General features: G+C 69.9%; 29 protein-coding genes and 2 pseudogenes. 13 read left to right on the plus strand and 18 right to left on the minus strand.

Going from position 1 to position 22,670, the window contains the following annotated elements; genetic code table 11:
* Nucleotides 1-160: 160 nt before the first annotated feature.
* Nucleotides 161-523: a DsrE family protein gene (locus ACFWV8_RS25730; protein ID WP_384207924.1), complete on the plus strand. Its 363-nt coding sequence runs from the start codon at nucleotides 161-163 to the stop codon at nucleotides 521-523.
* 54 nt (nucleotides 524-577) lie between these two features.
* Here ACFWV8_RS25730 and ACFWV8_RS25735 read toward each other — a convergent pair whose 3' ends face one another.
* The 7 genes from ACFWV8_RS25735 to ACFWV8_RS25765 form a co-directional block, all read right to left on the minus strand.
* A complete protein-coding gene (locus ACFWV8_RS25735; RefSeq protein WP_329385886.1) occupies nucleotides 578-859 on the minus strand; it encodes a DUF3099 domain-containing protein in 282 nt (93 codons plus the stop codon).
* 96 nt (nucleotides 860-955) lie between these two features.
* A complete protein-coding gene (locus ACFWV8_RS25740) occupies nucleotides 956-1,243 on the minus strand; it encodes a DUF1416 domain-containing protein (protein WP_329385883.1) in 288 nt (95 codons plus the stop codon).
* 56 nt (nucleotides 1,244-1,299) lie between these two features.
* Complete coding sequence (locus ACFWV8_RS25745) at nucleotides 1,300-2,139, minus strand: sulfurtransferase (RefSeq protein ID WP_384207937.1); 840 nt, start codon at nucleotides 2,137-2,139, stop codon at nucleotides 1,300-1,302.
* Between the two features lie 144 nt (nucleotides 2,140-2,283).
* Nucleotides 2,284-2,391, minus strand: coding sequence for a putative leader peptide (locus tag ACFWV8_RS25750; protein WP_023540667.1), 108 nt, complete (start codon nucleotides 2,389-2,391; stop codon nucleotides 2,284-2,286).
* Between the two features lie 203 nt (nucleotides 2,392-2,594).
* Nucleotides 2,595-3,341: a DUF2993 domain-containing protein gene (locus ACFWV8_RS25755; protein WP_384207946.1), complete on the minus strand. Its 747-nt coding sequence runs from the start codon at nucleotides 3,339-3,341 to the stop codon at nucleotides 2,595-2,597.
* A 113-nt stretch (nucleotides 3,342-3,454) separates the two neighbouring features.
* Nucleotides 3,455-4,669, minus strand: coding sequence for a hypothetical protein (locus ACFWV8_RS25760; protein WP_384207952.1), 1,215 nt, complete (start codon nucleotides 4,667-4,669; stop codon nucleotides 3,455-3,457).
* Nucleotides 4,670-4,678: 9 nt separating this feature from the next.
* Nucleotides 4,679-4,933: a MoaD/ThiS family protein gene (locus ACFWV8_RS25765; RefSeq protein WP_329385871.1), complete on the minus strand. Its 255-nt coding sequence runs from the start codon at nucleotides 4,931-4,933 to the stop codon at nucleotides 4,679-4,681.
* 398 nt (nucleotides 4,934-5,331) lie between these two features.
* On the opposite strand from ACFWV8_RS25765, the gene ACFWV8_RS25770 reads away from it, so the two are divergent.
* Together ACFWV8_RS25770 and ACFWV8_RS25775 are read left to right on the plus strand one after the other, a co-directional pair.
* Nucleotides 5,332-6,234, plus strand: a complete 903-nt coding sequence (locus ACFWV8_RS25770) for a response regulator transcription factor (protein WP_384207959.1) — start codon at nucleotides 5,332-5,334, stop codon at nucleotides 6,232-6,234.
* Nucleotides 6,235-6,258: 24 nt separating this feature from the next.
* Nucleotides 6,259-7,281: a LacI family DNA-binding transcriptional regulator gene (locus ACFWV8_RS25775; protein WP_384207965.1), complete on the plus strand. Its 1,023-nt coding sequence runs from the start codon at nucleotides 6,259-6,261 to the stop codon at nucleotides 7,279-7,281.
* 57 nt (nucleotides 7,282-7,338) lie between these two features.
* Here the strand turns inward: ACFWV8_RS25775 and ACFWV8_RS25780 are convergent, their stop codons facing one another.
* Nucleotides 7,339-8,295 carry an alpha/beta hydrolase gene (locus tag ACFWV8_RS25780; RefSeq protein ID WP_384207970.1) on the minus strand — a complete coding sequence of 319 codons (957 nt, stop codon included), beginning with the start codon at nucleotides 8,293-8,295 and terminating at the stop codon, nucleotides 7,339-7,341.
* A 70-nt stretch (nucleotides 8,296-8,365) separates the two neighbouring features.
* Nucleotides 8,366-8,683, minus strand: coding sequence for a putative quinol monooxygenase (locus ACFWV8_RS25785; protein WP_384207976.1), 318 nt, complete (start codon nucleotides 8,681-8,683; stop codon nucleotides 8,366-8,368).
* 142 nt (nucleotides 8,684-8,825) lie between these two features.
* On the opposite strand from ACFWV8_RS25785, the gene ACFWV8_RS25790 reads away from it, so the two are divergent.
* From ACFWV8_RS25790 to ACFWV8_RS25810, 5 genes are all read left to right on the plus strand, one after another.
* The gene (locus ACFWV8_RS25790) at nucleotides 8,826-9,731 is read left to right on the plus strand and encodes an AraC family transcriptional regulator N-terminal domain-containing protein (RefSeq protein ID WP_384207979.1); all 906 of its coding nucleotides are present in this window, start codon (nucleotides 8,826-8,828) and stop codon (nucleotides 9,729-9,731) included.
* 159 nt (nucleotides 9,732-9,890) lie between these two features.
* Nucleotides 9,891-10,640 (plus strand): SDR family oxidoreductase, encoded by a 750-nt coding sequence (locus ACFWV8_RS25795; protein ID WP_384207984.1) that lies wholly within the window; start codon nucleotides 9,891-9,893, stop codon nucleotides 10,638-10,640.
* A gap of 134 nt (nucleotides 10,641-10,774) precedes the next feature.
* Nucleotides 10,775-11,821, plus strand: a complete 1,047-nt coding sequence (locus ACFWV8_RS25800; RefSeq protein WP_384207988.1) for a S1C family serine protease — start codon at nucleotides 10,775-10,777, stop codon at nucleotides 11,819-11,821.
* Nucleotides 11,822-11,913: 92 nt separating this feature from the next.
* A complete protein-coding gene (locus tag ACFWV8_RS25805; RefSeq protein WP_384207992.1) occupies nucleotides 11,914-12,699 on the plus strand; it encodes a response regulator transcription factor in 786 nt (261 codons plus the stop codon).
* On the plus strand, nucleotides 12,696-14,117 hold the full coding sequence (locus ACFWV8_RS25810; RefSeq protein ID WP_384207997.1) for a sensor histidine kinase: 1,422 nt from the start codon (nucleotides 12,696-12,698) through the stop codon (nucleotides 14,115-14,117). Before ACFWV8_RS25805 ends, ACFWV8_RS25810 begins: the two co-directional genes overlap by 4 nt.
* A 30-nt stretch (nucleotides 14,118-14,147) precedes the next feature.
* Here ACFWV8_RS25810 and ACFWV8_RS25815 read toward each other — a convergent pair whose 3' ends face one another.
* Entirely contained in the window at nucleotides 14,148-14,888 is a 741-nt protein-coding gene (locus ACFWV8_RS25815) for an SDR family oxidoreductase (protein ID WP_384208001.1), read from the minus strand.
* Between the two features lie 134 nt (nucleotides 14,889-15,022).
* On the opposite strand from ACFWV8_RS25815, the gene ACFWV8_RS25820 reads away from it, so the two are divergent.
* Entirely contained in the window at nucleotides 15,023-15,535 is a 513-nt protein-coding gene (locus ACFWV8_RS25820) for an RrF2 family transcriptional regulator (RefSeq protein WP_384208006.1), read from the plus strand.
* Nucleotides 15,536-15,613: 78 nt separating this feature from the next.
* Here the strand turns inward: ACFWV8_RS25820 and ACFWV8_RS25825 are convergent, their stop codons facing one another.
* The 8 genes and pseudogenes from ACFWV8_RS25825 to ACFWV8_RS25860 form a co-directional block, all read right to left on the minus strand.
* A complete protein-coding gene (locus ACFWV8_RS25825; protein ID WP_384208013.1) occupies nucleotides 15,614-16,576 on the minus strand; it encodes a phosphatidylinositol-specific phospholipase C in 963 nt (320 codons plus the stop codon).
* A gap of 60 nt (nucleotides 16,577-16,636) precedes the next feature.
* A complete protein-coding gene (locus ACFWV8_RS25830) occupies nucleotides 16,637-16,948 on the minus strand; it encodes a hypothetical protein (RefSeq protein WP_384208066.1) in 312 nt (103 codons plus the stop codon).
* A gap of 481 nt (nucleotides 16,949-17,429) precedes the next feature.
* Nucleotides 17,430-18,041: pseudogene (locus ACFWV8_RS25835) on the minus strand (caspase family protein); the annotation flags it as partial.
* A complete protein-coding gene (locus ACFWV8_RS25840; RefSeq protein WP_384208019.1) occupies nucleotides 18,034-18,435 on the minus strand; it encodes a hypothetical protein in 402 nt (133 codons plus the stop codon). The pseudogene ACFWV8_RS25835 and the gene ACFWV8_RS25840, both read right to left, overlap by 8 nt.
* Before the next feature lie 113 nt (nucleotides 18,436-18,548).
* Entirely contained in the window at nucleotides 18,549-18,734 is a 186-nt protein-coding gene (locus ACFWV8_RS25845; protein ID WP_384208024.1) for a hypothetical protein, read from the minus strand.
* 147 nt (nucleotides 18,735-18,881) lie between these two features.
* Entirely contained in the window at nucleotides 18,882-19,244 is a 363-nt protein-coding gene (locus ACFWV8_RS25850; protein ID WP_384208029.1) for a hypothetical protein, read from the minus strand.
* A gap of 246 nt (nucleotides 19,245-19,490) precedes the next feature.
* Nucleotides 19,491-19,685, minus strand: coding sequence for a DUF397 domain-containing protein (locus ACFWV8_RS25855; RefSeq protein WP_384208034.1), 195 nt, complete (start codon nucleotides 19,683-19,685; stop codon nucleotides 19,491-19,493).
* 13 nt (nucleotides 19,686-19,698) lie between these two features.
* Nucleotides 19,699-20,550 carry a helix-turn-helix domain-containing protein gene (locus ACFWV8_RS25860; RefSeq protein WP_384208039.1) on the minus strand — a complete coding sequence of 284 codons (852 nt, stop codon included), beginning with the start codon at nucleotides 20,548-20,550 and terminating at the stop codon, nucleotides 19,699-19,701.
* A 146-nt stretch (nucleotides 20,551-20,696) separates the two neighbouring features.
* Here ACFWV8_RS25860 and ACFWV8_RS25865 point away from each other — a divergent pair, with 146 nt between their 5' ends.
* The 4 genes and pseudogenes from ACFWV8_RS25865 (at nucleotide 20,697) to ACFWV8_RS25880 (ending at nucleotide 22,583) form a co-directional block, all read left to right on the plus strand.
* Nucleotides 20,697-21,140 (plus strand): ATP-binding protein, encoded by a 444-nt coding sequence (locus tag ACFWV8_RS25865; RefSeq protein ID WP_384208043.1) that lies wholly within the window; start codon nucleotides 20,697-20,699, stop codon nucleotides 21,138-21,140.
* A 245-nt stretch (nucleotides 21,141-21,385) separates the two neighbouring features.
* A pseudogene (locus tag ACFWV8_RS25870) lies at nucleotides 21,386-21,664 on the plus strand (AraC family transcriptional regulator); the annotation flags it as partial.
* Between the two features lie 69 nt (nucleotides 21,665-21,733).
* On the plus strand, nucleotides 21,734-22,222 hold the full coding sequence (locus tag ACFWV8_RS25875) for a helix-turn-helix domain-containing protein (protein ID WP_384208063.1): 489 nt from the start codon (nucleotides 21,734-21,736) through the stop codon (nucleotides 22,220-22,222).
* Nucleotides 22,215-22,583 carry a DUF4180 domain-containing protein gene (locus ACFWV8_RS25880; RefSeq protein WP_384208046.1) on the plus strand — a complete coding sequence of 123 codons (369 nt, stop codon included), beginning with the start codon at nucleotides 22,215-22,217 and terminating at the stop codon, nucleotides 22,581-22,583. The genes ACFWV8_RS25875 and ACFWV8_RS25880 overlap by 8 nt, the downstream gene beginning before the upstream one ends.
* Nucleotides 22,584-22,670 lie beyond the last annotated feature (87 nt).

Below are 22,670 nucleotides of genomic sequence, written 5' to 3' on the forward strand. Positions count from 1 at the left end.
CACCCACGACGATCAAGGCCAGCAGGGCGGAGAAGAAGTCCTCAAGCACGGGGTGCTCCTCGAAGAGCGTCGGAACGGGCGGTACAAAGGCCGGCCCCCAGCCTAATGGGTGGGGACCGGCCGCTCTCCGCGCCCTCGGCCGCGCATTACAGTTCGGGACATGGCGAAGAAGCTCGTGATCAAGGTAACCGCAGGTGCCGACGGACCCGAGCGCTGCTCGCAGGCCTTCACCGTGGCGGCGGTCGCCGTGGCCAGCGGGGTGGAGGTGTCCCTCTGGCTGACCGGTGAGTCGGCGTGGTTCGCCCTGCCGGGCCGGGCCGCGACGTTCGAGCTGCCGCATGCCGCGCCGCTGCCGGATCTGATCGAGTCGATCCTGTCGGGGGGCCGGATCACCCTGTGCACGCAGTGCGCGGCGCGGCGTGACATCGCGGAGAAGGACGTGCTGGAAGGCGTACGGATCGCGGGCGCCCAGGTCTTCGTCAGCGAGGCGATGGCCGACGGCGTACAGGCGCTGGTGTACTGACGCACAGGTGCTGCGGGCCGCTCCACGACGCGCTCCGCAGGCCGCTCCACGGCGTCATTTCGACGGGGGCTTCTTCCGGCCGTCGAGTTCGTCCCACCACTCGTCCGACTTGGGGTCGCCGGACTTCGGATCACCCGGCGGGTCGTCCCACCAGCGGTCGTCCGGACCGCGTCTGTTCGCAACGATCGCCGCCACCGGCGGGATGACCATGGCGACCACGCACATGCCGATCGCCACCGGCACCGACCACAGGCGCACGAACGCCCACGCCGAGACGAACAGGGCGATGCACCCGCCCATCAGCATGAAGTAGCGGCGACGGCGTCGCGTATACATACATCGAGCTTACGACGGCACGAAGGACCGCGCCCCGTGTCTGGAAGCGTCCAACTCCCGTGGGGCGCGGCCCTCCGGCCGAACGTGCCGCGTGGCTCAGATCGCGATGGCCACCTCGGCCAGACCGCCTGTCCGCGCGACGACCGTACGGTCCGCCGTACCGCCGGGCACGAGCGCGCGCACGGTCCACGTGCCCTCGGCCGCGTAGAAGCGGAACTGTCCGGTCGCCGAGGTCGGGACCTCCGCGGTGAATTCTCCGGTCGAGTCCAGCAGGCGTACGTAGCCGGTGACGGGCTCGCCGTCACGGGTCACTGAACCCTGGATGGTGGTCTCACCGGGCTTGATCGTCGAGGCGTCCGGGCCGCCGGCCTTCGCTCCGCACATAGGGATCTGTCCTCCGAGTCAGGCGGGTGGTCTGGGTTTGCTTTCGCCGCGGCCGGTTACTTCGCCGCGCCGAGCTCGATCGGCACGCCGACGAGGGAGCCGTACTCGGTCCACGAACCGTCGTAGTTCTTGACGTTCTCCTGGCCGAGCAGCTCGTGCAGCACGAACCAGGTGAGCGCGGAGCGCTCACCGATGCGGCAGTAGGCGATGGTGTCCTTCGCCAGGTCGACCTGCTCCTCCTCGTAGAGGGCCTTGAGCTCGTCGTCCGACTTGAAGGTGCCGTCGTCGTTGGCGTTCTTCGACCACGGGATGTTGCGGGCGCTCGGCACATGGCCGGGGCGCTGCGACTGCTCCTGCGGGAGGTGCGCCGGGGCGAGCAGCTTGCCGCTGAACTCGTCGGGCGAGCGCACGTCGACCAGGTTCAGGCCCCCGATCGCGGCGACGACGTCGTCACGGAAGGCGCGGATGGACGTGTCCTGGGGCTTGGCCCGGTACTGCGTGGCCGCGCGCTCGGGTACCGCTTCGACCAGGTCGCGCGAGTCCAGCTCCCACTTCTTGCGGCCGCCGTCGAGGAGCTTGACGCCCTCGTGGCCGTACAGCTTGAAGTACCAGTACGCGTAGGACGCGAACCAGTTGTTGTTGCCGCCGTAGAGGATCACGAGGTCGTCGTTGCCGATGCCCTTCGCGGACAGGAGCTTCTCGAAGCCCTCCTGGTCGACGAAGTCCCGGCGCACCGGGTCCTGGAGGTCCTGCTTCCAGTCGATGCGTACGGCGTTACGGATGTGGTTCTTCTCGTACGCCGAGGTGTCCTCGTCGACCTCGACGATGACAACCTTCGGGTCGTCGATGTGGGCCTCGACCCAGTCGGCGTCTACCAGGACGTCGCTGCGGCTCATGTGTTCTCCTCCGGGGCAGTGTGCGGCGGGTGGTGCGGGCGGCGGCGCCTTCCGGGCACGGGGGCGCGGCGGGCTGCGTACGGCACGGGTGGCCCTGACGTGGTCGAAGGGCCGGGGAGAGGTGGCGGGGCGGACGTGTCCCGCTCAGGCGGTGCGACAGAGCATGGCGGCGACGCGGCACAGGTCGACTGCCCGCCGCTTCGTGAGGTTCGCCTGTCCCCGCTGCTGGAGACCGCTGATGAAGCACTGCATGCGTCCGATCGTAGGGACGGATACGGTGCGGTGTCACCGATGTGTCGGATGATGAGACGCGATCGTCCGAGATGTGGGACGGCTGGGCGTTCCGGGTGGCCGGGGCGCGGCCCCGGCGCCTCTCGTACCCCTGTCGCATCTACGGGATGGACATCCGCGTCTCACGATACGGCGGCCGCTGGGCAGGCCGCCGGGTCAGCGCGTCAGCTCGTGAGGTCGACGTCCTTGCCCGTGCCGGAGAAGCCGAGGCCGTCCTCCGCCGCCGTGACCTTGTCGAGCTTGATGGTCGACGGCAGCCCGTCGATCGTCAGGTCGTAGTCCACGACCTCTTTCAGCTTGTCGTTCGCGCCCGGCACCGGCAGCTTCGGAAGATCGTCGGCGCGCAGCCGGACCTTGTCGCCGCCCTCCAGCGAGACGGTGCTGTAGGTCGTGAAGTTCTCCTTCAGCAGCCCCTTGAAGGCCTCCGGCACATCGATCCCCGCGCCCTCGGCGAGCTCGTCCAGCGGCCCCGAGACCTTGACCTGGCCCTTCGCGGCCCGCTCGGCCCCGGCGTAGCCGACCGTCGCGCCCTTCGGCGCGGACTTGGTGAGGTCCTCGTACGAGATCAGTGCCGAGCCCTCCGCGCTGCCCGCGATCGCGGAGGAGAAGCTGCTGTTCACGCGCACGTCGCGGAGCTCGGCCTTCACCTCGGTCACCTCGACCTCGCGGCCCTCGGTGGTGGCGGTTATCCCGCCGATGCTGACCTCTATCTCGTCCAGCTCCGAGCCCAGGACCTGGGTGAGGAAGGGGAAGCCCTTGATGGAGACGTCGGGCTCGCTGCTGAGGCCCTGACTGCTCCTGATCTTGCTCGCCGCCTCGGTCTCGGCGAAGTACACCGCGGCCCGGTCGGCGGCGACGAACAGCCCGCCGAGGATCACGACGACGATCAGAAGAATTCGCAGTGCGCGCATTGCTCGGTGTCCCCCACCCTGGTCGTACCAGCCCCCATGACGTCGGTGAGCCTAATCGACGCCCGGGGCGCGGGTTCGGTTCCCGGCGGGGATCCGCGCCCGCCGGACGGGCGTCAGGCCAGCGCCCGTCCGAGCAGATAGATCGCGGGCACGGCGACCGTGAGCGGCAGCGCCACCCCGGCCGTCATGTGCACGAAGCGCGAGGGGTAGTCGTAGCTCGCGACCCGGAGCCCGATCAGCGCGCACACGCCGGCGCCGAGGCCGAGGACCACGCCCTGGCCGCCGAGGTCCGTCAGCCCGCCCGCCGCGAGTCCGGCTCCCGCGGCGGCGGCGAGCGCGACCACGATCGAGACGAAGCCCGGCAGCGGGAGCGCGCGGGCGACGGTCGCTGCGGCGACGGCGAGCGCGCCGACCGTCACGGCGTCCGCCGCCACGGCGAGATTCCCGGTGGCGATGATGGCGAGTGAGGCCGAGGCGACGGTGGCCATCAGGCCCTGCATGCGTTCGTCGGCCCCCGCGTGACTGCGCAGTTGCAGCACGACCGTGAGCAGCACCCAGGCGCCGAGCGTGCCGAGGATCGCCGCGAGTGCGTGCTCCTCGTCGACGGCGAGCACCGCGACATCGGCGACGAGCGCGCCCGCGAAGGCGAGCGCGATGCCCTGGCGGGCGGGCCACATGCCGTTCAGCCGGAACCAGCCGGCGGCGGTGACGGCCTGGAGGATCACCAGCGGGACTGCCAGCGCGTACGGGCCGACGGCCGCGCCGCCCGCGAGCAGCAGGCCGAGCACGGCGGTGAGCCCGGCGGGCTGGACGCCGGGCGGGATGATCGGCGACCGGCCCTCGGCGCGGGCGCGCTGGGCGTCGGTGATGCGGGCGTTGCCCATGGTGGTGGGCGCGCTGTAGCTGTCCGGGGCGGGCGCGGCCTGCGCGGCGGCCACTGCGGCGCCGGGCGCCACGGCGGCCGGTGCGGGCTGCCCGTACGGCGGGTGGCCGTTCGCCGGGACCTCCGGCGGCAGCGGGTACGCGGCGGACTGCTGCGGCAGATAGGCCGTCTCTGCGCCCGCCTGCTGCGGGTGGGGCTGCTGGGGCTGCTGGTACTGGACCTGCGGCTGGTACTGCGTGTCCCAGGTCTGGCCCTCCCAGGTCTGCGCGCCCTGCCCGTTGCCGGGCTCCTGGTGGGACGGCTCGGGGAACGAGGGCTGCTGGTACGGGTCGTAGTACGACTGGGCCGGTCCCGGTACGCCGTACTGCTGCTGTCCGTACTGCCCGGAGTCGTAATTCTGGTCGTGCCGGCCTTGGCCTTGCTGCCCGTGCTGGTCGTCGCTCATGCCTGCGGTTCACCCTCCTGCGAACGGCGGGAGCACTTCGACCGTGCCGCCCTCGGCAAGCCGTACGGTCTCATGCCCGCGGGTCCCCACAGGGTCACCGTCGACGAGGAACGAACACCTCTGGAGTACGCGGACCAGCTCACCCGGGTGTTTCTCGCGTGCGACGTCGAGCGCCTGAGCCAGATTGTCCGCCGCGTACGGCTCCTCGGCGACGCCCGCCGCCGCCTTGGCCGCGGCCCAGTAGCGGATGGTTCCCGTTGCCATGGCGACTCCTCCCGCTAATTTCTCGGCAATATTCACGTCGGATTCCATTGGATTCCGCCGACGCTCCATGATGGCCGATCCCCAGCCCCGCCACGGCATCCGCGGCCCCTCCGGCCGTCCGGAGCCGGCCGGTGGAACCGATGACTCGCTGTCCGCACCCTCTGACAGCGAGCGCCCTTGGGTTATTCTCCTCCGAAGAGGATCCGGGCAATGTAGCCCCCGGGTCCTTTTGCGCTTTCCGACCCCAGGGCGCGGCCGGTCAGTGGTGCCACATACGCCCCCACCCCCTCACCGGTGTGGGAGGTGCCCCCTTGCAGGGACCGAGGAGGAACCGACGTAATGGGCGAACCAACGATGCAGACATGTGAATACTGTCCGACCCGGGGAGGTGGACGGCGATGAGCTCTCTGCTGCTGCTCACGAACGCCCTCCAGCCGTCGACGGAGGTGCTGCCCGCCCTCGGACTCCTTCTGCACCACGTGCGGGTGGCCCCGGCCGAAGGCCCGGCTCTCGTCGACACCCCGGGTGCCGACGTCATACTGATCGACGGCCGGCGCGACCTGCCCCAGGTCCGCTCGCTCTGCCAGCTCCTGCGCTCCACAGGACCCGGCTGCCCGCTGGTCCTCGTGGTGACCGAGGGCGGTCTCACCGCCGTCACCGCCGACTGGGGCTTCGACGACGTCCTGCTCGACACCGCGGGCCCGGCCGAGGTCGAGGCGCGGCTGCGGCTGGCCACCGGGCGCCAGCAGATCTCGCCGGACGACTCCCCGATGGAGATCCGCAACGGTGATCTCTCGGTGGACGAGGCGACCTACAGCGCGAAGCTGAAGGGGCGGGTCCTGGACCTGACCTTCAAGGAGTTCGAGCTGATCAAGTATCTGGCGCAGCACCCCGGCCGGGTGTTCACGCGTGCGCAGCTGCTCCAGGAGGTGTGGGGCTACGACTACTTCGGCGGTACGCGAACGGTCGACGTGCACGTACGGCGGCTGCGCGCGAAGCTCGGCCCCGAGCACGAGTCGCTGATCGGGACGGTCCGTAACGTCGGCTACCGCTTCGTCACACCGGAGAAGGTCGAGCGCGCGGCGGAGGAGGCGAAGGCGAAGGCCATCGCCGAGGCGGCGGCGAAGGTGAAGGCGACACGACCGCCGTCCGACGCCCCACCGGAGGGTGCACCCGAAGGCTCCCGCGAGGGGGCGCGCGAGGCGGTCCAGAGCGTGCCGCGGGGCGCGAACGACGACACCACGCATTCGGCCGACACGGCCGACGTACGCGAAGGGGCCGTCCGGCCTGCCGGGAGGTAGGTCACCACGCGTAGACTGCCGCGCGTGGCGAAGGTGACGCGGGACGACGTGGCACGGCTGGCGGGAACTTCGACCGCGGTCGTCAGTTACGTCATCAACAACGGACCGAGGCCGGTCGCCCCGGCCACGCGCGAGCGTGTACTCGCCGCGATCAAGGAGCTGGGCTACCGGCCCGACCGGGTCGCGCAGGCGATGGCGTCGCGGCGCACCGACCTCATAGGGGTCGTGGTGCCCGACGCGCGCCAGCCCTTCTTCGCGGAGATGGCGCACGCGGTCGAACAGGCCGCCGCCGAGCGCGGAAAGATGGTGCTCGTCGGCAACTCCGACTACCGCAACGAGCGCGAGGTCCACTATCTGCGGGCCTTCCTCGGTATGCGGGTCTCGGGGCTAATCCTGGTCAGCCAGGGCCCGAGCGAGCGCGCGGCGGCGGAGATAGAGGCGTGGGACGCCCGCGTCGTACTGCTCCACGAGCGCCCCGAGGGCATCGATGACGTCGCCGTCGTCACCGATGACATCGGGGGCGCCCAGCTCGCCACCCGTCATCTGCTGGAGCACGGCTATCCGTACGTGGCGTGCCTCGGCGGCGTCGAGTCGACCCCGGTCGTCGGCGACCCGGTGACCGACCATGTCGAGGGCTGGCGCCGCGCGATGCGGGAGGCCGGTCTCTCGACGGAGGGCCGGCTCTTCAAGGCGCTCTACAACCGTTACGACGCCTACAACGTGGCGCTGACGCTGCTGGCCGGCCCCGACCGGCCCCCGGCGATCTTCTGCTCCACCGACGACCAGGCGATCGGCGTCCTGCGCGCCGCCCGCGAACTGCGGATCGACGTCCCGGGCGAACTGGCGGTGGCGGGCTTCGACGACGTCAAGGAGGCCGGCCTCACGGACCCCCCGCTGACGACGGTCTCATCCGACCGCCCGGCGATGGCCCGCGCGGCGGTGGACCTGGTGCTGGACGACGGTCTGCGGGTGGCGGGGTCCCGCAGGGAACGGGTGAAGCAGTTCCCGTCGGCACTGATCGTGCGGCGGTCCTGCGGCTGCGTCTGAGCGGCTGCTTCTGAGTGGTCACGTCGCCCGGGAGTTCCACTCCCGGGCGCGGCTGCGTCACGCGGAGCGCAGGAGCCGGGCGAGCCAGCTGGTGCGGGTCCGGCGGGCTGTCGCGGAGATCTGAGCCTGTGGGTACAGGGCGTCGAAACCGTGGAATCCGCCTGCCCAGACGTGGAGTTCGGCCCGGCCGCCGGCCGCCCAGATCCGGGAGGCGTAGTCGATGTCCTCGTCGCGGAAGACCTCGGCGGAGCCGGTGTCGATATAGGTGGCCGGCAGGCGCGAGAGGTCTTCGGCCAGCGCCGGCGAAACGTACGCGGGCACCTCGTCGTCGGTGAGGTCGCCGAGGACCGAGCGCCATCCGAACTCGTTCATCTCGCGGGTCCAGACGCCGGGCACCCCGGCGAACTGGTGGCTGGATGCGGTGTTGTTGCGGTGGTCGAGCATGGGGCAGATCAGCACCTGCGCGGCGATGGCGGGCGTACCGAGGTCGCGGGCCAGCAGGGCGACGCCGGCGGCGAGGCCGCCGCCCGCGCTGGCGCCCGCCACGACGATCCTGGTGGGGTCGACGCCTATCTCCTCGGCGTGCTCGGCGATCCAGAGCAGCCCCTGGTAGCAGTCGTCGACCGGTGTGGTGCCGGTGGCCTCGGGCGCCAGCCGGTACTCCACGGAGACCACGACCGCGCCGAACTCGTCGAGCCACTCCAGCGGGATGTCGATCTGCGAGAGGCGGTCGCCCATGACCATCCCGCCTCCGTGCATCCAGTAGACGCAGGGCGCACCGGTGCGGTCCGCCGTCGCGGGGGTGAAGACCGACAGCCGGATCGGGGCACCGTCCGCCGCGGGCACGGTGACTTCGCGCAGCTCGGCCTGCCGGCCAGCGAGGAGTGAATCGACGGGCGTCGAGGGGTACTGGCGCAGTTGCGCGAGTACGTCGGGGGTGAGCTGGGACATCAGGGGCATGTCGGCGAGCAGGGCGCTGAGTTCGGGGTCCAGGGCGGGGCGTGCTGTGGTCATGGCCGTTGGCCTTTCATGGGGCGGTGCCGGGCGTTCGGACGGGCGTGGGGTGTGGGGGCGTGAGACCGCGTCAGAAGGCGGCCCTGCCGCGGACCGGGACGTAGTCGGTGTACTCGGAGTCCTTGGCCAGCAGCCCGTCGATCTGCGCCACGATGGCCTGGGCGGCCTCACCGGCGAAGACCCGGTGGTGGTCCTCCTCGCTGGTCCAGCCCTCGGTGACGTGGACGACGTCGGGGTCGGACGCGGAACGCGAGACGAGGTAGACCAGGCAGTGCTCGCTCGCGCCGGGGCTTCCCTCGTTCAGACCGGTCAGCAGCAGGTCGACCAGCCGGTCGCCCATCCCGGGGCGGGCGGTCAGGGTGGCGTTGAATCCGTAGGCGGCAATCATGGGAATCCTCTTCTCAGCGGTGGAGTGAACTGATCCCATTGAATCCGCCTGACCTGCGAATACGCTAGAACGATGCTTCCTTGCACTTGCACGATCCTCGCAACCTTGAGAACGGCGCGGGAAATGGTGCTGAAATGCACGCATGCCCCTAGAAGAGTTCCGCAGCCTGCTCGACCGGCACGCCCGCGCCGACTGGACCACTTCCATCGACGGCGTCCTCATCTCGAAGGTCGACCGGGCGGATCCGCCCGCGCCTTCCATGTCCGGCACGGTGCTCGCCGTCATCGCCCAGGGCGCCAAACGGCTCGCGCTGGGCGACCGGGTCTACGAGTACGGCCCGGGGCAGTTTCTGGTCGCCTCCGTCGACCTGCCCGTCACCGGACAGTTCACCCAGGCCCAGCCGGGCCTGCCGGCCCTCGGCTTCGGGCTGATGCTGGAACCGTCCGCCGTCGCCGAACTCCTGTTGCGGGCGGGCCCCGGAGACACCCCACGCGGCGGCGCGGGCGCGCCGTCGGGAATCGCCGTCGGCGACGCCCCGCCCGCGCTGCTCGACGCGGTGGTCCGGCTGCTGCGCCTGCTCGACGAACCCCGCGACCGCGCCGTACTGGCCCCGCTGATCAAACGCGAGATCCTGTGGCGCCTGATCACGGGCGAACAGAGCGCGGCGGTACGCCAGTTCGGCCTGGCCGACAGCGGTCTCAGCCATGTCTCCCGCGCCGTGCGCTGGATCCGCGAGCACTACGCCGAGCCCTTCCGGGTCGAGGACGTGGCACGTCTGTCCGGCATGAGCACCTCCGCCTTCTACCGCAACTTCCAGGCGGTGACCGCGATGAGCCCCATCCAGTTCCAGAAACAGATCCGCCTCCAGGAGGCCCGGCTGCTGCTCTCCACCCACCCGGGCGATGTCACCGGGGTCGGCCATCGCGTGGGCTACGACAACCCGTCGCAGTTCAGCCGCGAGTACCGCCGCCAGTTCGGCGCGCCCCCGAGCCAGGACGCGGCCCGCCTGCGTGACGCCGTACGCACGCCCGCAGGCGTCATGCCATAAGCACCTTCCGGAGAACACTGACAGGATCAGGCTAGAGCGAGCGAGGATTGTTCTACTGTTTCCGCAGCTCAGAACGGTTCAATGGGATGACCAGCTTCTCCAGGGAAGCAGGAATGTATCTGTCAGCCGCAGATCCCACAACATCCCGAGGGGCACATCATGAAGACTGTTCTGATCACCGGCACCTCGTCCGGATACGGGCGGGAGACCGCCCTCCATTTCCACTCGCGGGGGTGGAACGTCATCGCGACCGTACGCAAGCGGCGTCCGGGCATCCTGCCGGAGTCGGACCGGCTGCGCATCGTCGAGCTCGACGTCACCGAACCCGAGAGCATCACCGCCGCGTTCGAGGCCGCAGGGCCCGTCGATGTCCTGGTCAACAACGCGGGCGTGCCCTCGATCAGCGTGTTCGAGGGGACCCCGATGCCCCAGGTACGGGAGGTGTTCGAGACCAACACGTTCGGCGTCATGGCGACGACACAGGCGGTGCTGCCCCAGTTCCGGGAGCGCGGCTCCGGCGTGGTGGTCAACGTGACCTCCAGCGTGGTGCTGGGCCACATGCCGCTCTCGGCCGTCTACAAGGCCAGCAAGATGGCCATCGAGGGGTTCACCGCGTCCCTCGCCCTTGAACTCGCGCCCTTCGGCGTCCAGGCGAAGACGGTCGAACCGGGCGCCTGCCTGACGACCAACTTCGCGGGCAAGGCGACAGGCGGCCGTGCGCCGGACGAGCTGGTCCCGCCGCCGTACGCACCGTTCGTGCGAAAGGCCATGGCCGAGTTCACCGGTCAGGACCTGTTCACCGAAGAGAGCGACGTGGCCGAGACGATCTGGCGGGCTGCGCACGACACGACCGGCCAACTGCGCTTCCCGGCCGGCCCCGACGCCGTCCTCCTCGCGCAGGCGAGGTGATCGGCCACCAGCCACAGTGACGCGCGTCATCCGGCGAGCCGGTGAGCCGTCTTTACATGGGACATACACGGTTCTGTCGGGCTTCTCAGGACGTCTTCAGACTGCTCTCATCTTGCGGGCGGAATCTCGGAGACATGGACGACAACTACCGTCGCAGCGGCGACGAAGACGCGAACCAGCAGGGCCCCGGCAGCCAGGCGTACCCGCCGCCGCCTCCGTACGGGCCGACGGGCGGTGGGCAGCACGCGCAGCCGGGGCATGCCGAGTGGGGCTGGGGTGCCGCCGCGCCGGCGCACGGACCCACGCACGCGCGGCGGGCCAGGCGGCCCGTCGCGCTGCTCGCCGCCGCCGCGTTCGTCGCGGCCGTCGTGGGCGGGGGGACCGCCGCGTTGACCGAGACGCTGATGAACGACTCCCCCGCCACCGCCGCGAGCACAGTCAGCGGTACGACCGTCTCGCAGAGCAGCAAGGGCACCGTCGCGGGCGTGGCCGCGGCCGTCTCCCCGGCCATAGTGGAGATCCAGGCGGCGTCCAGCTCGGGGCAGTCCACCGGGTCCGGTGTGGTCATCACCAGTGACGGCGAGATCATCACCAACAACCATGTCATCGCGGGCACGCAGACCGTGAAGGTGCAGCTCAGCACCGGTAAGACGTACACCGCCGATGTCGTGGGCACCAGCCCCGACAAGGACCTCGCGCTGATCAGGCTCCAGGGCGCGAGCGGTCTCAAGACGGCGGCACTCGGCGACTCCGACAGCGTGCGGGTCGGCGACGAGGTCGTGGCGATCGGCTCGCCCGAGGGGCTGACCGGCACCGTGACCAGCGGTATCGTCTCCGCGCTCGACCGGGACGTCACCGTGTCGAAGGAACAGGGCCAGCAGCAACAGCAGGGCGGTGGCGGCGGCCGGTGGCCGTTCGAGTTCGGTGGTCAGCAGTTCAACGGCGACACGGGCTCCTCCACGACCACGTACAAAGCGATCCAGACCGACGCGTCGCTCAACCCGGGCAACTCCGGCGGCGCGCTGATCAACATGAACGGCGAGATCATCGGCATCAACTCGGCCATGTTCTCGGCGAGCGGCTCCAGCGCCGACAGCTCGACGGCCGGCAGCGTCGGCCTCGGCTTCTCCATCCCCGTCAACACCGTCAAGGCGGACCTGAGCGCACTGCGCGACGGGTGACAGCGACCACGGCGCACCTGACGTGCGAGGCTGAAGAGACCGAGAAAGACCGAGAGACGTCACCGAGAGCCGTTCAGAGAAAGAGCGACGACATGAGCCCCGCCGAAGGCGATGCGCAACGCGTCCTGATCGTCGACGACGAGCCCGCCGTCCGCGAGGCGCTTCAGCGCAGCCTCGCCTTCGACGGGTACGGGACCGAGGTCGCCGTCGACGGTGTCGACGCGCTCGCCAAGGCCGCCGCCTACCAGCCCGACCTGATCGTGCTCGACATCCAGATGCCGCGCATGGACGGGCTGACGGCGGCCCGCCGGCTGCGCGCCACCGGTTCGACCGTGCCGATCCTGATGCTCACCGCGCGCGACACCGTCGGCGACCGCGTCACCGGGCTCGACGCGGGCGCCGACGACTATCTGGTGAAGCCCTTCGAGCTGGACGAGCTGTTCGCCCGTATCCGCGCGCTGCTCCGCCGTAGCTCGTACGCGGGCTCCGCCGGGGGCGAGCTGCCGCAGGACGACGTCCTGGCCTTCGCCGATCTGCGGATGGACCTCTCCACGCGCGAGGTCACACGCGGCACGCGCCGGGTGGAGCTGACCCGTACCGAGTTCACCCTCCTTGAGATGTTCCTCGCGCACCCGCGTCAGGTGCTGACGCGCGAGCAGATCCTCAAGGCGGTCTGGGGCTTCGACTTCGAGCCGAGCTCCAACTCCCTTGATGTGTACGTGATGTATCTGCGGCGCAAGACGGAGAGCGGCGGTGAGCCGCGGCTGGTGCACACGGTGCGCGGGGTGGGTTACGCGCTTCGCGCCGAGGGCGGGCCCGCGAGTCCCACGGGTCTCTCGGGTCCCACGGGGCCGAGCGGGCACGGCGGTTCGGAGTGACCTCGCTCGCCCGCCGGTTGCGTACGCTGCCCCTCCGCTCCCGCCTCGCGATGCTCGTCGCCACCGCGGTCGCCGTGGCCGTGGCTGCGGCGGCCGTCGCGTGCTGGCTGCTGACCCGCTCCCAGCTGGAGGCGGAGCTGGACAACTCGCTCCGTAACACCTCCGCGCCCCTCAGTCTGGTGCGGACCACACTGGACAATTGCGGGGTCATCCAGAGTCCCCCGGAGCCGTCCGAGCTGGGATTCGCCTACGTCCAGGTCGTCGACGAGAACGGCGGCCGGTGCGTGGACGCCTCGTCCCAGCCGGTGAAGGTCCAGCCCTCCGACGAGGCCGTGGCCCGCGGCACGGAGGAGAGCACGCTGCACGACTCCACCACCGCCGACGGCGCGGCGGTGCGCGTCCACACCCAGCGGGTCCTCGTCGGCCCGCCCTTCAACCGGGTCGCCGTCTCCGTCTCCCGACCGCTCGGCGAGATCGACGCCTCGCTGAACCGGCTCGCCCTGCTGCTGACCGCCGTCGCCGGCATCGGCGTCATCGGGGCGGGCGCCGCCGGGCTCTGGGTCGCCAGGACCGGTCTGCGGCCGGTCGACGGGCTGACCCGTGCGGTCGAGCATGTCGCGCGGACCGAGGACCTGAGCCTGCGCATCCCCGCCGAGGGCGAGGACGAGATCGCCCGCCTCTCCCGCTCCTTCAACTCCATGACAGCCGCGCTCGCCTCCTCGCGCGACCGCCAGGCGCGGCTCATCGCCGACGCGGGCCACGAGTTGCGTACGCCGCTGACCTCGCTGCGTACGAACATCGAACTGCTCGCCCGCAGCGAGGAGACCGGACGCGCGATCCCCCCGGAGGACCGTACGGCGCTGATGGCGTCGGTGAAGGCGCAGATGACGGAGCTGGCCTCGCTGATCGGGGACCTCCAGGAGCTGTCCAGGCCGGACGCCCCCGACCCCGGCCCGCTCCAGGTCGTCGCGCTCCACACGATCGTGGAGAGCGCGCTGGAACGCGCCCGGCTGCGCGGGCCGGACCTGACGATCGAGGTGGCGCTGCGGCCCTGGTACGTACGGGCCGAACCGGCCGCGCTGGAGCGGGCGCTGGTCAACGTCCTCGACAACGCGGTGAAGTTCAGCCCGCCGGGCGCGGCCATCGAGGTCGCGCTGGACGCGCACGGCGAGCTGACGGTACGGGACCACGGCCCCGGCATCCCGGCGGAGGAACTCCCCCACGTCTTCGAACGCTTCTGGCGCTCCCCGTCGGCCCGCGCACTGCCGGGTTCGGGCCTCGGGCTGTCGATCGTGGCGCGCACCTTGCAGCAGACGGGCGGCGAGATCGCGCTGCGCCCGGCGGCGGGCGGCGGCACGGTGGCGGCGATCCGCATCCCGGGCGCTGCGACCCCGCCGCCGGCCCGGCCGGGCGCGTAGGAGCCGACTCGCGATCAGTGCCCTTCGCGATCAGTGGGCCTCGCGGACCCAGTCCCGGTAGTGCGTGCCCGCCAGATGCGCGTCCGGCCCGGGAAGCAGCGCGTCGCCCTCGATCACCGCGAACATGCCGGCCTGGTCGTCCACGACGACGTTCCGGGCGTCGCCCCGCGCCGCCAGGGTGATCCGGCCGAGCTCGTCGAGCGCGAAGCGGTCCGGTCCGCCGACGTTCCGGATACCCCCCAGCGGCGCACCGGTCGCGACCTCGAAGACGGCCGAAGCCACATCCGCGGCGGCCATCGGCTGGATCGGGGTCACGGGCAGCCGGACCGTCTCGTCGTCGGAGGTCCAGGACATGACCGCGTTCATGAACTCGAAGAACTGGGTGGCGCGGACGATCGAGTACGGCGTCGGCCCCTCCCGGAGCAGCTCCTCCTGGAGAGCCTTGGCCCGGTAGTAGTCCAGCTGCGGCACCTGCTCCACGCCGACGATGGAGAGGACGACCTGGTGCCCGACGCCTGCCTTCTCCCCCGCGGCGAGCAGATTGCCCATGGAGGTGCGGAAGAACTCGAAGGACTTCTCGTCGAACGTCGGCGAGTTGGCCAGGTTGACCACGACCTGGGCACCCTCCAGCGCCTGGTCAAGGCCCTTGCCCGTCAGCAGGTCGACGCCGGTCTGGAGCGCCGCGGGCACGGCCTCGTGTCCCGCGTCGGTCAGCTTCGCGACCACCTGGGAACCGATCAGTCCGGTCCCGCCGATCACCGTGAACTTCATCTCCGCCACCTTTCACGGCACGCCAACGGGCACACGGGGGTGCGCGCAGGACGCACCCCAAACTCGGATACTCCTTGTCCGGGATACTAGTCGGATAGCCTTTGTCCGAGTCAAGCGAGGGGAGGCGCAAGCGTATGAAGTTGTCAGGCGGGGTCGAATGGGCGCTGCACTGCTGCGTGGTTCTGACCACGGGTACGGAGCCGGTGCCGGCGGCCCGGCTCGCGGAGCTGCACGACGTGTCCGGCAGCTATCTGGCCAAGCAGCTCCAGGCACTCTCCCGCGCGGGGCTCGTCACATCCGTCCAGGGCAAGGCGGGCGGATACGTCCTGACCAGGGCCCCGGAGCTGATCACGGTCCTCGATGTCGTCACGGCGGTGGACGGGGACCGGCCCGCGTTCGTCTGCACGGAGATCCGGCAGCGCGGGCCGATGGCCTCGCCGCCGGAGTCCTGTACGCGGCCCTGCGCGATCTCGCGCGCGATGGCCGCCGCCGACGCCGCGTGGCGCGCGTCCCTGGAGGCGATATCCGTCGCGGACCTGGCGAGGGGCGTCGAGGAGGATTACGGTCCCACCGCGCTCGGGGGCATCCGCACCTGGCTGAGCGGGCCGGGTGATGGCGTCGGCGACGCGTCGCTTCCCGCGCGCTGATCGCGCGCCGGCCGGGCCCCTGGTGGGCCGCCCTCGCGGACGACCCCCAGGCCCTGTTCTCCTCCGTCGTTACATCCGTCAGCCGTTGTGGCGGATCAGCGAGTCCACCAGCCCGCCCCTGGTCTCCGGGAAGTCCAGCGGCACGATGCCGAGACCGCGCCAGCCGGCGTTCGCCGAGTTGTCGAGCAGCGAGTGCACCTGCGGGTTGAGCCGGTCGGAGTTCCAGCGCGGCGGCAGCAGCGCGGCCGTGCTGACGAAGTTGATGTACTGCTTGCCCGGCTGCGCCGCGGCCTTGCGGAAGTGCGCCTCGATCTTGGAGAACTTGGCGATCGGCTCCGCCATGTAGTCGTCCTGGATGTCGAAGATCCCGCCGTCCCCGTACCGCACGCCCGGCAGCCCGCCGTTGTCCCCGAGCAGCACGACCTTGCCGCGCGCCTGGCCGAGCGTGGGCAGACCGCTGTCGAGCCGGAAGAGCGAACGCCAGCCCTTCCCGTCCAGATAGGTGTCGAAGATCCGCCGGAACTCCGTGTCGGCCACCGACGAGTACTCCTGCTTCACGCGCATCAGGACGGTCTCGGAGGGGTGCGCCCGGAGGAAGTCGCGGCAGGCGACCAGGACATCGTCGAAGTTGAGATTCTGGTAGTACGCGGCGTGGTGAATCGGGAAGGCGTTCTCGAACGCCCGGCAGCGTATGTCCAGGAACCGGACGCCGGTGTTCAACTGATCGGCGATGGTGGTCCCTTGGCAGGCGACGTACAGACCGCCGCTGCGCGCGCCGGAGTTGTGGGTGCCGGGAAGGGTAAGGCGCTGTACGGGAGTCGAGTCGCCGATGCCGGAGAGCCAGTCGGAGGGGGCGAGGGCGCGCCGGGCCCTGGCGCTCGCCGTCTTGGCGGTGCTCGCCGCTGCCTCGGCCCGCGTCGCCGCCGCTGCCGTGCCCGCACCGACGAGCGCGGTGGCGGAGAGGGCGAAGGCACCGGCGAGGATCCCTCGGCGGGCAAGTCCGTTACTGATGGGGGGTGTTGATCCGCTGTCTGTGACCATGACCCGAATTATGGCGTGCCCACATCACGCGCGGGCGGACACAGCACAAATGGTCTGGACCTAAATGGTGTGGCTGAGACGCAGATCCAGATCGAGGAGTTCGTTGTTGGTTCGGTAGATGTCCGGTCTGAACCGGCTGACGGCCTCACGCAGGAGGACGGGATCGGCACGGTAGTCCTTGAGCCTGCCCAAGGAGTGGTAGCCGAGGCGCCCGACGGTGTCCCCCTTCAGGCGCGGTGGCTGAAGAGTGCAGTCCGGCTGGAGTCTCACCAGAATGACGTTCGTATGCCTCTCGGTGGTCTCGTTCGCGGTGGCGGCCTCGACCTCGTGCAGCAGCCCCATGTACTGGATGTCCGCCCAGGGAATGTGCATGTCCAGGTCCGGCGCCGACGGATTGCCGCGTACGGAGACTCCCGCCGTCCAGCACGAGCGTCCCGCCCGCCTTCTCACGGACGGCGAAGACGACGGCGCACGACGGCAGGGCGGCGGCGGTCCACATCGCTTCCGACGCCCCGTACGCCACCCAGAGAACACCGGTGGCCACAGCGAGAACAAGCGCGGCCCACACGCAGAAACGGGCAATCCGGCGCCGCTCCTCACGCGTCTCCGGAGGCCGGGTGAACACGACATCGCCCCCGTCATGCGGGGCCCCCGAGGTCGCCTCCCGCCCCGCCGCCGACGCGGACCGACGGACCGGCACCACCGTCGGCACCGCCCGGACAGGCGCCTCGACAAGTGCCAGATCGCCGGCCGCGTTCACGGCGCGCCGCTGGGGCCTCGGCAGGGAGCGCCCGTTGAGGTCGTCGTCGACGAAGTGGTAGATCTCGTCCAGCGTCAGGACACGCGACCCTTCAAGGGCACGCAACAGCGCGCCGGTGAAAGCGGTGTGCGGGTCGCCGGGCGGGGCGAAGGAGAGCTCGGTCTGCGTGGTGGAGGTGAGGGTGTACGTCCCCGAGCGCTCCAACTGGTCGGCCACGATGCCCGTTCGGGTCGCCATGGCCGCCACCGCGCGCCCCGAATAGCAGCAGTCCAGAACGAGCACACGCGCCCGAGCCCTGGCCCGCCCCACCAGACGCAGCACTTGCTGCACGGGAACCGCGCTGAACGCGACGGTCTCGGGGTCGGGATCGGTGTCCTCCAGGGCCAGATGAAGACGCCCTCCGTCATCGAGGAGTCCATGGCCCGAGTAGTAGACCAGCAGCAGATCGGTCGCCTCGCGCGCCGCGGAAGCGAGAGCCGTGCCGACGGAGACAGGCGTCACCGGTTTACGGTCGCCCCGGCCTCCCAGAACGCGGCAGTGCTTCGGGGGCAGCAGAGCACGAGGCGAATCGGCGAGCGCCGTCCGCAGAGAGGCGAGGTTGCCGTGAACGGCGGGGATCCCGGGCAGCTCGTCGGAGGCGTAGTTGGCCGCCCCGACCAGCAGGACACGCGACGAGTCGCCGTCCGGATACCAGAGATCAGCCATCCGAGCCCGCCGGCCGCCGGGCCATGTCGGCCACCTGCCGCATCAACGCCTCCGGATCCCGGGCACCCCGCACATCGATCTCCACGCTGCGGCCGTTCTCGGTGGTGACGGTGACCTTGACGTCCGAGCGCCGTCCCTGGATGAGCCACGACACGACGGACCGCGCGAGAACACCGGCGGCGCCACCGGAGCCGACAGCGACGGTGATCACATCAAGGGCGGCCCCCATGGTCCCGGCCACCGGCGGCGCACCACGCAGGGCCACGACTCCCCGCAGTGCGTCCACCTCACGCAACCACGCGTACAGGGAGGCGAGTTGGTCACCCCCAACGGCGCCGTCCGGCACATCGACCGACAGCCGTAACGCCGCGGCCCGCGAATCGAGGTCAGTCATGGCGGCATCGTGCCAGACCCGGAACGGCGAACGGGACCAACACGGAAACTTCAACCGTCCCGGGGATGCCCTGGAGCCCGCCGGGCGGGTGCGCGGCGAACTCGGGGCATTGGCTACTTGCCGCCCCCGCCGCTCGGGGCGGGATCGCGCGGCGCCTCGGGGGGCTTTGGGCCGCCGTCATGCTTTCCGCCGTCGCTCTCTGCCGTGACGACATCCTGCGGGTGGCGGAACGGAATCCCCCGCCACTCCTCGCCGTCCGGCGTCCGAGCCTCGTAGGAATCGACAGTCGGTGCGCTCATGCGCCGACCTCCTCTTTCATTGAGGGCCACGCCGCCGTACGGTCGATGGCGTGGCCGGTGAACCGCGAGGGCGTGAGTCCTCACGGGGTTGGTCATCCGCCCCGACCACTCGACCTGTCCAGGGTTCTCACCGGTCGGGGCGGACGTTTATGGGGCCTCGGCCGCGCGCAGGAGCGACAAGTCGCTTACGTCGAAGGCCAGATACGGGCGTACGGTCCACTCGATCCACAGCCCCTCGCCGCTGAGCGAGAACCCGCACGGCTCCCCCCGGTGCAACGCGGCAACGGCCCCGAGGGAACCCCCCGGCCCGGTCCACCGCAGGGCCCGCTCGCGCTCGGCGGGCGCCAGGGTGTCTCGGAGCGCGCGTACGTCGACGCGGATGGCGCGGATGGCCTCGGCCGGGGTGCTCATCGAGCAACGCGAGGTGTGCACAGGGCTGTTGGCGTCGAGCGTTTCGTAGACGACCCGCTCGCACCAGAAGGCGGTGAGCGGTGGGCCGGATTGACGCATACGGGGGCCTCCCGGGTACGGCGCGGTAGCTGCCCCCTGCTCGTGGCCGGCGTGACGAGCGACGAGCGGGGGGCAGCCCTTCGAACCGCTCCCCAACTGGCGCAGAGGCGGGGAGCGATGCCTCGAAGCTAGCGTTTGATGTGCGTCCGTATCAAGTGTGTACCCTCTAACGAGTGATACCGAAATCACCAACGGGCGGTTCCCACCTGCGCCGGTGGGAACCGCCCGTCGTGAACGCGCCTCAAATCAGGCGAGGCTGTCGAACTCACCCTCCTTGGCACCATCAAGGAACGCACGGAGCTTCGCCCGGGTGGTGCGGATGACCACGCCAGGGTTGTCACTCTCGCGCATCAGGATCTCGCCGCCGTGCTCCGCCAGTTCGAGACAGTTATTACCCTCGGCGGTTGTCGATTTCGACGACTTACGCCATTGAATGTCCATACTTCTCACGCCTTCATACTTGTTGTGCGATCTTGCGAATGAAGTCCCGTGAACGCTCAGGGTCGAGCGAACGCTCCTCTGTCCGGTCCAGTGCCGCCCGGTAGTTCACGAGATGCGTCTCAGCATCCAGGAAGGCGGGGCCGTTCGTCGTGTCCGTCTGCACGGTGTCCATCTGTGGGACAGGGCCGAGAACGTATTGTGTCGAACCACCGGTGTCCACGAAACCGCCTGCCGCGAACGGAATGGCCCGGACCGTGACGTTCTCACGTTCGGACTCTTTCAGCAGGTAGTCGAGCTGGCCCCGCGCCACCGCGGAGCCACCGAAAGTCATCCGCAGCGCGGCTTCGTGAATCAGAAACGTGAACTCAGGGGGGTTCTCCCTATCCAGGACATCGCGGCGCTTCAACCGGTGGGAAAGTTGACGTCGTTGCCTTGGGATGCTTGGCGGCGGCACCGCCTCGGCCAACACGGCCCGCGCATAGTCCTCGTTCTGCAGCAGTCCCGGCATGGAGAGCATCTGCACGCACCGGATACCGACGGCATGGTGCTCCAACTCGGCCAGATCCAGCGCGCCGCCGGCGAGATCGCCGCGATAGTCCTCCCACCAGCCGGTGATCCGCTCCGCCGCCATCGCGGCGAGCGCGTCCACATAAGCGGCGTCGGGGCACCCGTAGTGGCCGGCCCAAGTGCGTACGCGCTCCGGGCTGACGCCGAACCGCCCGGACTCGGTGTTGCTGATGGTGGTGCGGTCCGTGCCGAGCAAGGCCGCGGCCTCGGTCATGGAAAGGCCGGTGTGCTCCCGAATCTTGCGAAGCTCAGCACCCAAGCGCCGCTGCCTTGCCGTGAGTGCCTTCCTTGGCGCCATCGACCTCTCCTTATGTCGGGCTTCAGTCTGACCTGCCGCCACATCGCAATCCACTTCGTTACCCAGTATATCGAACTCGGTATCACGCGTTATGAGAAGGAGGTGCTGTCCTCTCAGCACCGGACCCCACACTGGGAGACAACGCCATGACCACCCCCATGCCCACCGCCACCCCACAAGGCGGCGAGACCTACCGCCTCGCCGTACCGAACACCGCCAACGCCCCAAAAATCGCCCGGGACTTCCTCGATTCACTCCTCCGTGTCAGCCAGCACAGCTCCCTCACGGACGACGCCCGTCTCTGCGTAACGGAGTTGGTCACGAACGCACACCGGCATACACAAACGCCCCTGATCGGCGTGGCCGCCGCCGTCAACCGGAAGCAGGTCACGGTGTACGTCACCGACAACAAGCCCTGGTCGCTCCCCGTGCCCCGCAGCAGCCCCACCGAGCACGAACTCGGCTGCGGCCAGGGCGTGTTCCTGCTGGACAGGTTCGCCGAGACATGGGGGTCGACCATCTACGGGGGACTCTCCCCCAGCCACAAGGCCGTCTGGTTCACCCTCGCGCGAGCGAAGACGGCCGCGTGATGGCCGCCGAACTCGCGGGTCCGGTCGGGGACTTCATCCTCGTCGCCATCACCCTCGGTGTGATCGCGCAGGACTCTCGATCAATCGAGTTTGAGAGGGCGCTCGGTCGGGAGCCGGCCGGTCGATCAGAGGGCCATCCCCTGGTGGTCCTGGACACCCGGCCCACACCTGGCAACATCTTTGTATCTCCATACTCAAGGGGACGCCGGGACAGTGCGCCGGACCGGTTCGGATGGTGATCCGACATGGTCGGCGACGAGGTCATGTCCGTATCGATTCGCAGTGACCACGCAGCCCGTTTCCAGGGCCGCGTAGAAGCCGTGGCGCTGCCATACGGGCAGGTGTCGGCCTTCAGTAACTCCCCGATGACGGCCCGCCGCTCCTCGGTCCAGATCCGCCGCCAAGATTCCGACGAGTACTTCCTGATCTTGCTTCGGGGCAATTCGATCCGGTTGGAGCAGGCACGCGGCGTCGCCTGCCTCGAAGTCGGCGACATGGCCCTGTTCTCGACTTCGCATCCGCTGGCCTGTGTACATGCGTCATATCACTCCCTATTTTCCCCATCAGGGGAGGTTGAGGTAACATACGTATGCATGGAGAGCGATGACCGCGACCTGTACTCCGTCGGCGAAGTCGCCGAGCGGCTCGGGCTGCATGTGCGGACCGTGCGGAACTACGTCCGGGACGGGCGGCTGAAGGCTGTCCGGATCGGTAAGCAGTACCGGATCAGTCGTGCCGACTTCGAGGCGCTGACCGGGGGCGCCGAGGCCAAGGAACCCGGCGCGGCCAAAGCTCCGCGCGTGCGGCACGTCGAGGTGTCGAGCATCGTGCAGATCGAATCGGTCGGCCCCGACGCGGCGAGCCGGCTGAGCACCCTCGTCACGGCCGGCGTGCAGGCCGTGCGGGACACCCCGGAATCCCTGCGTATCCAGGTGGTCCACGACCGGGAGCGGGCCCGGATGAAGATCGTGATCCTCGGTGGGGCCGGGGACACCGCCGCCGTACTGAACATGATCGACAGCGTCCTCGGCCCGGAGAACGGCCTGCTGTCCACCGAAGGGCGGGAGAGCGGCCATGCCTGATCTGCTCGTGGAACACCACGGCGTACCGGTGCTCGTCTGCGACGCCGGCGGCGCGCCGATCGCGACCGAGCAGGACGCTCTCGACCATCTGATCGGGGCGGCCTTCGCGGAGCCCGTCGAGCTGATCGCCGTCCCGGCGGAGCGGTTCGACGCGAGCTTCTACGACCTCAGCAGCGGTCTCGCCGGTGCGATCCTTCAGAAGTTCTCCAGTTACCGGCTCCGGCTGGCCGTGGTCGGGGACATCTCGCGCCATCTGGGGGCCAGTTCGGCCCTGCCCGATCTCGTACGGGAGGCGAACCGGGGCCGGGACGTCTGGTTCGTGGCGGACCTGGACGAACTCGTCGCGCGGCTCTCGGCCTAGGTGTATTGATCACGAGCGTTGTTGACACTGGTCGGGCTTGATCATGGCGAAGACCTCCGGTGTGGTGGAGCTGTCTAGGACTGCACC

Origin of the sequence: Streptomyces sp. NPDC058665 (genome assembly GCF_042714995.1) — a bacterium.
GTDB lineage: Bacteria > Actinomycetota > Actinomycetes > Streptomycetales > Streptomycetaceae > Streptomyces.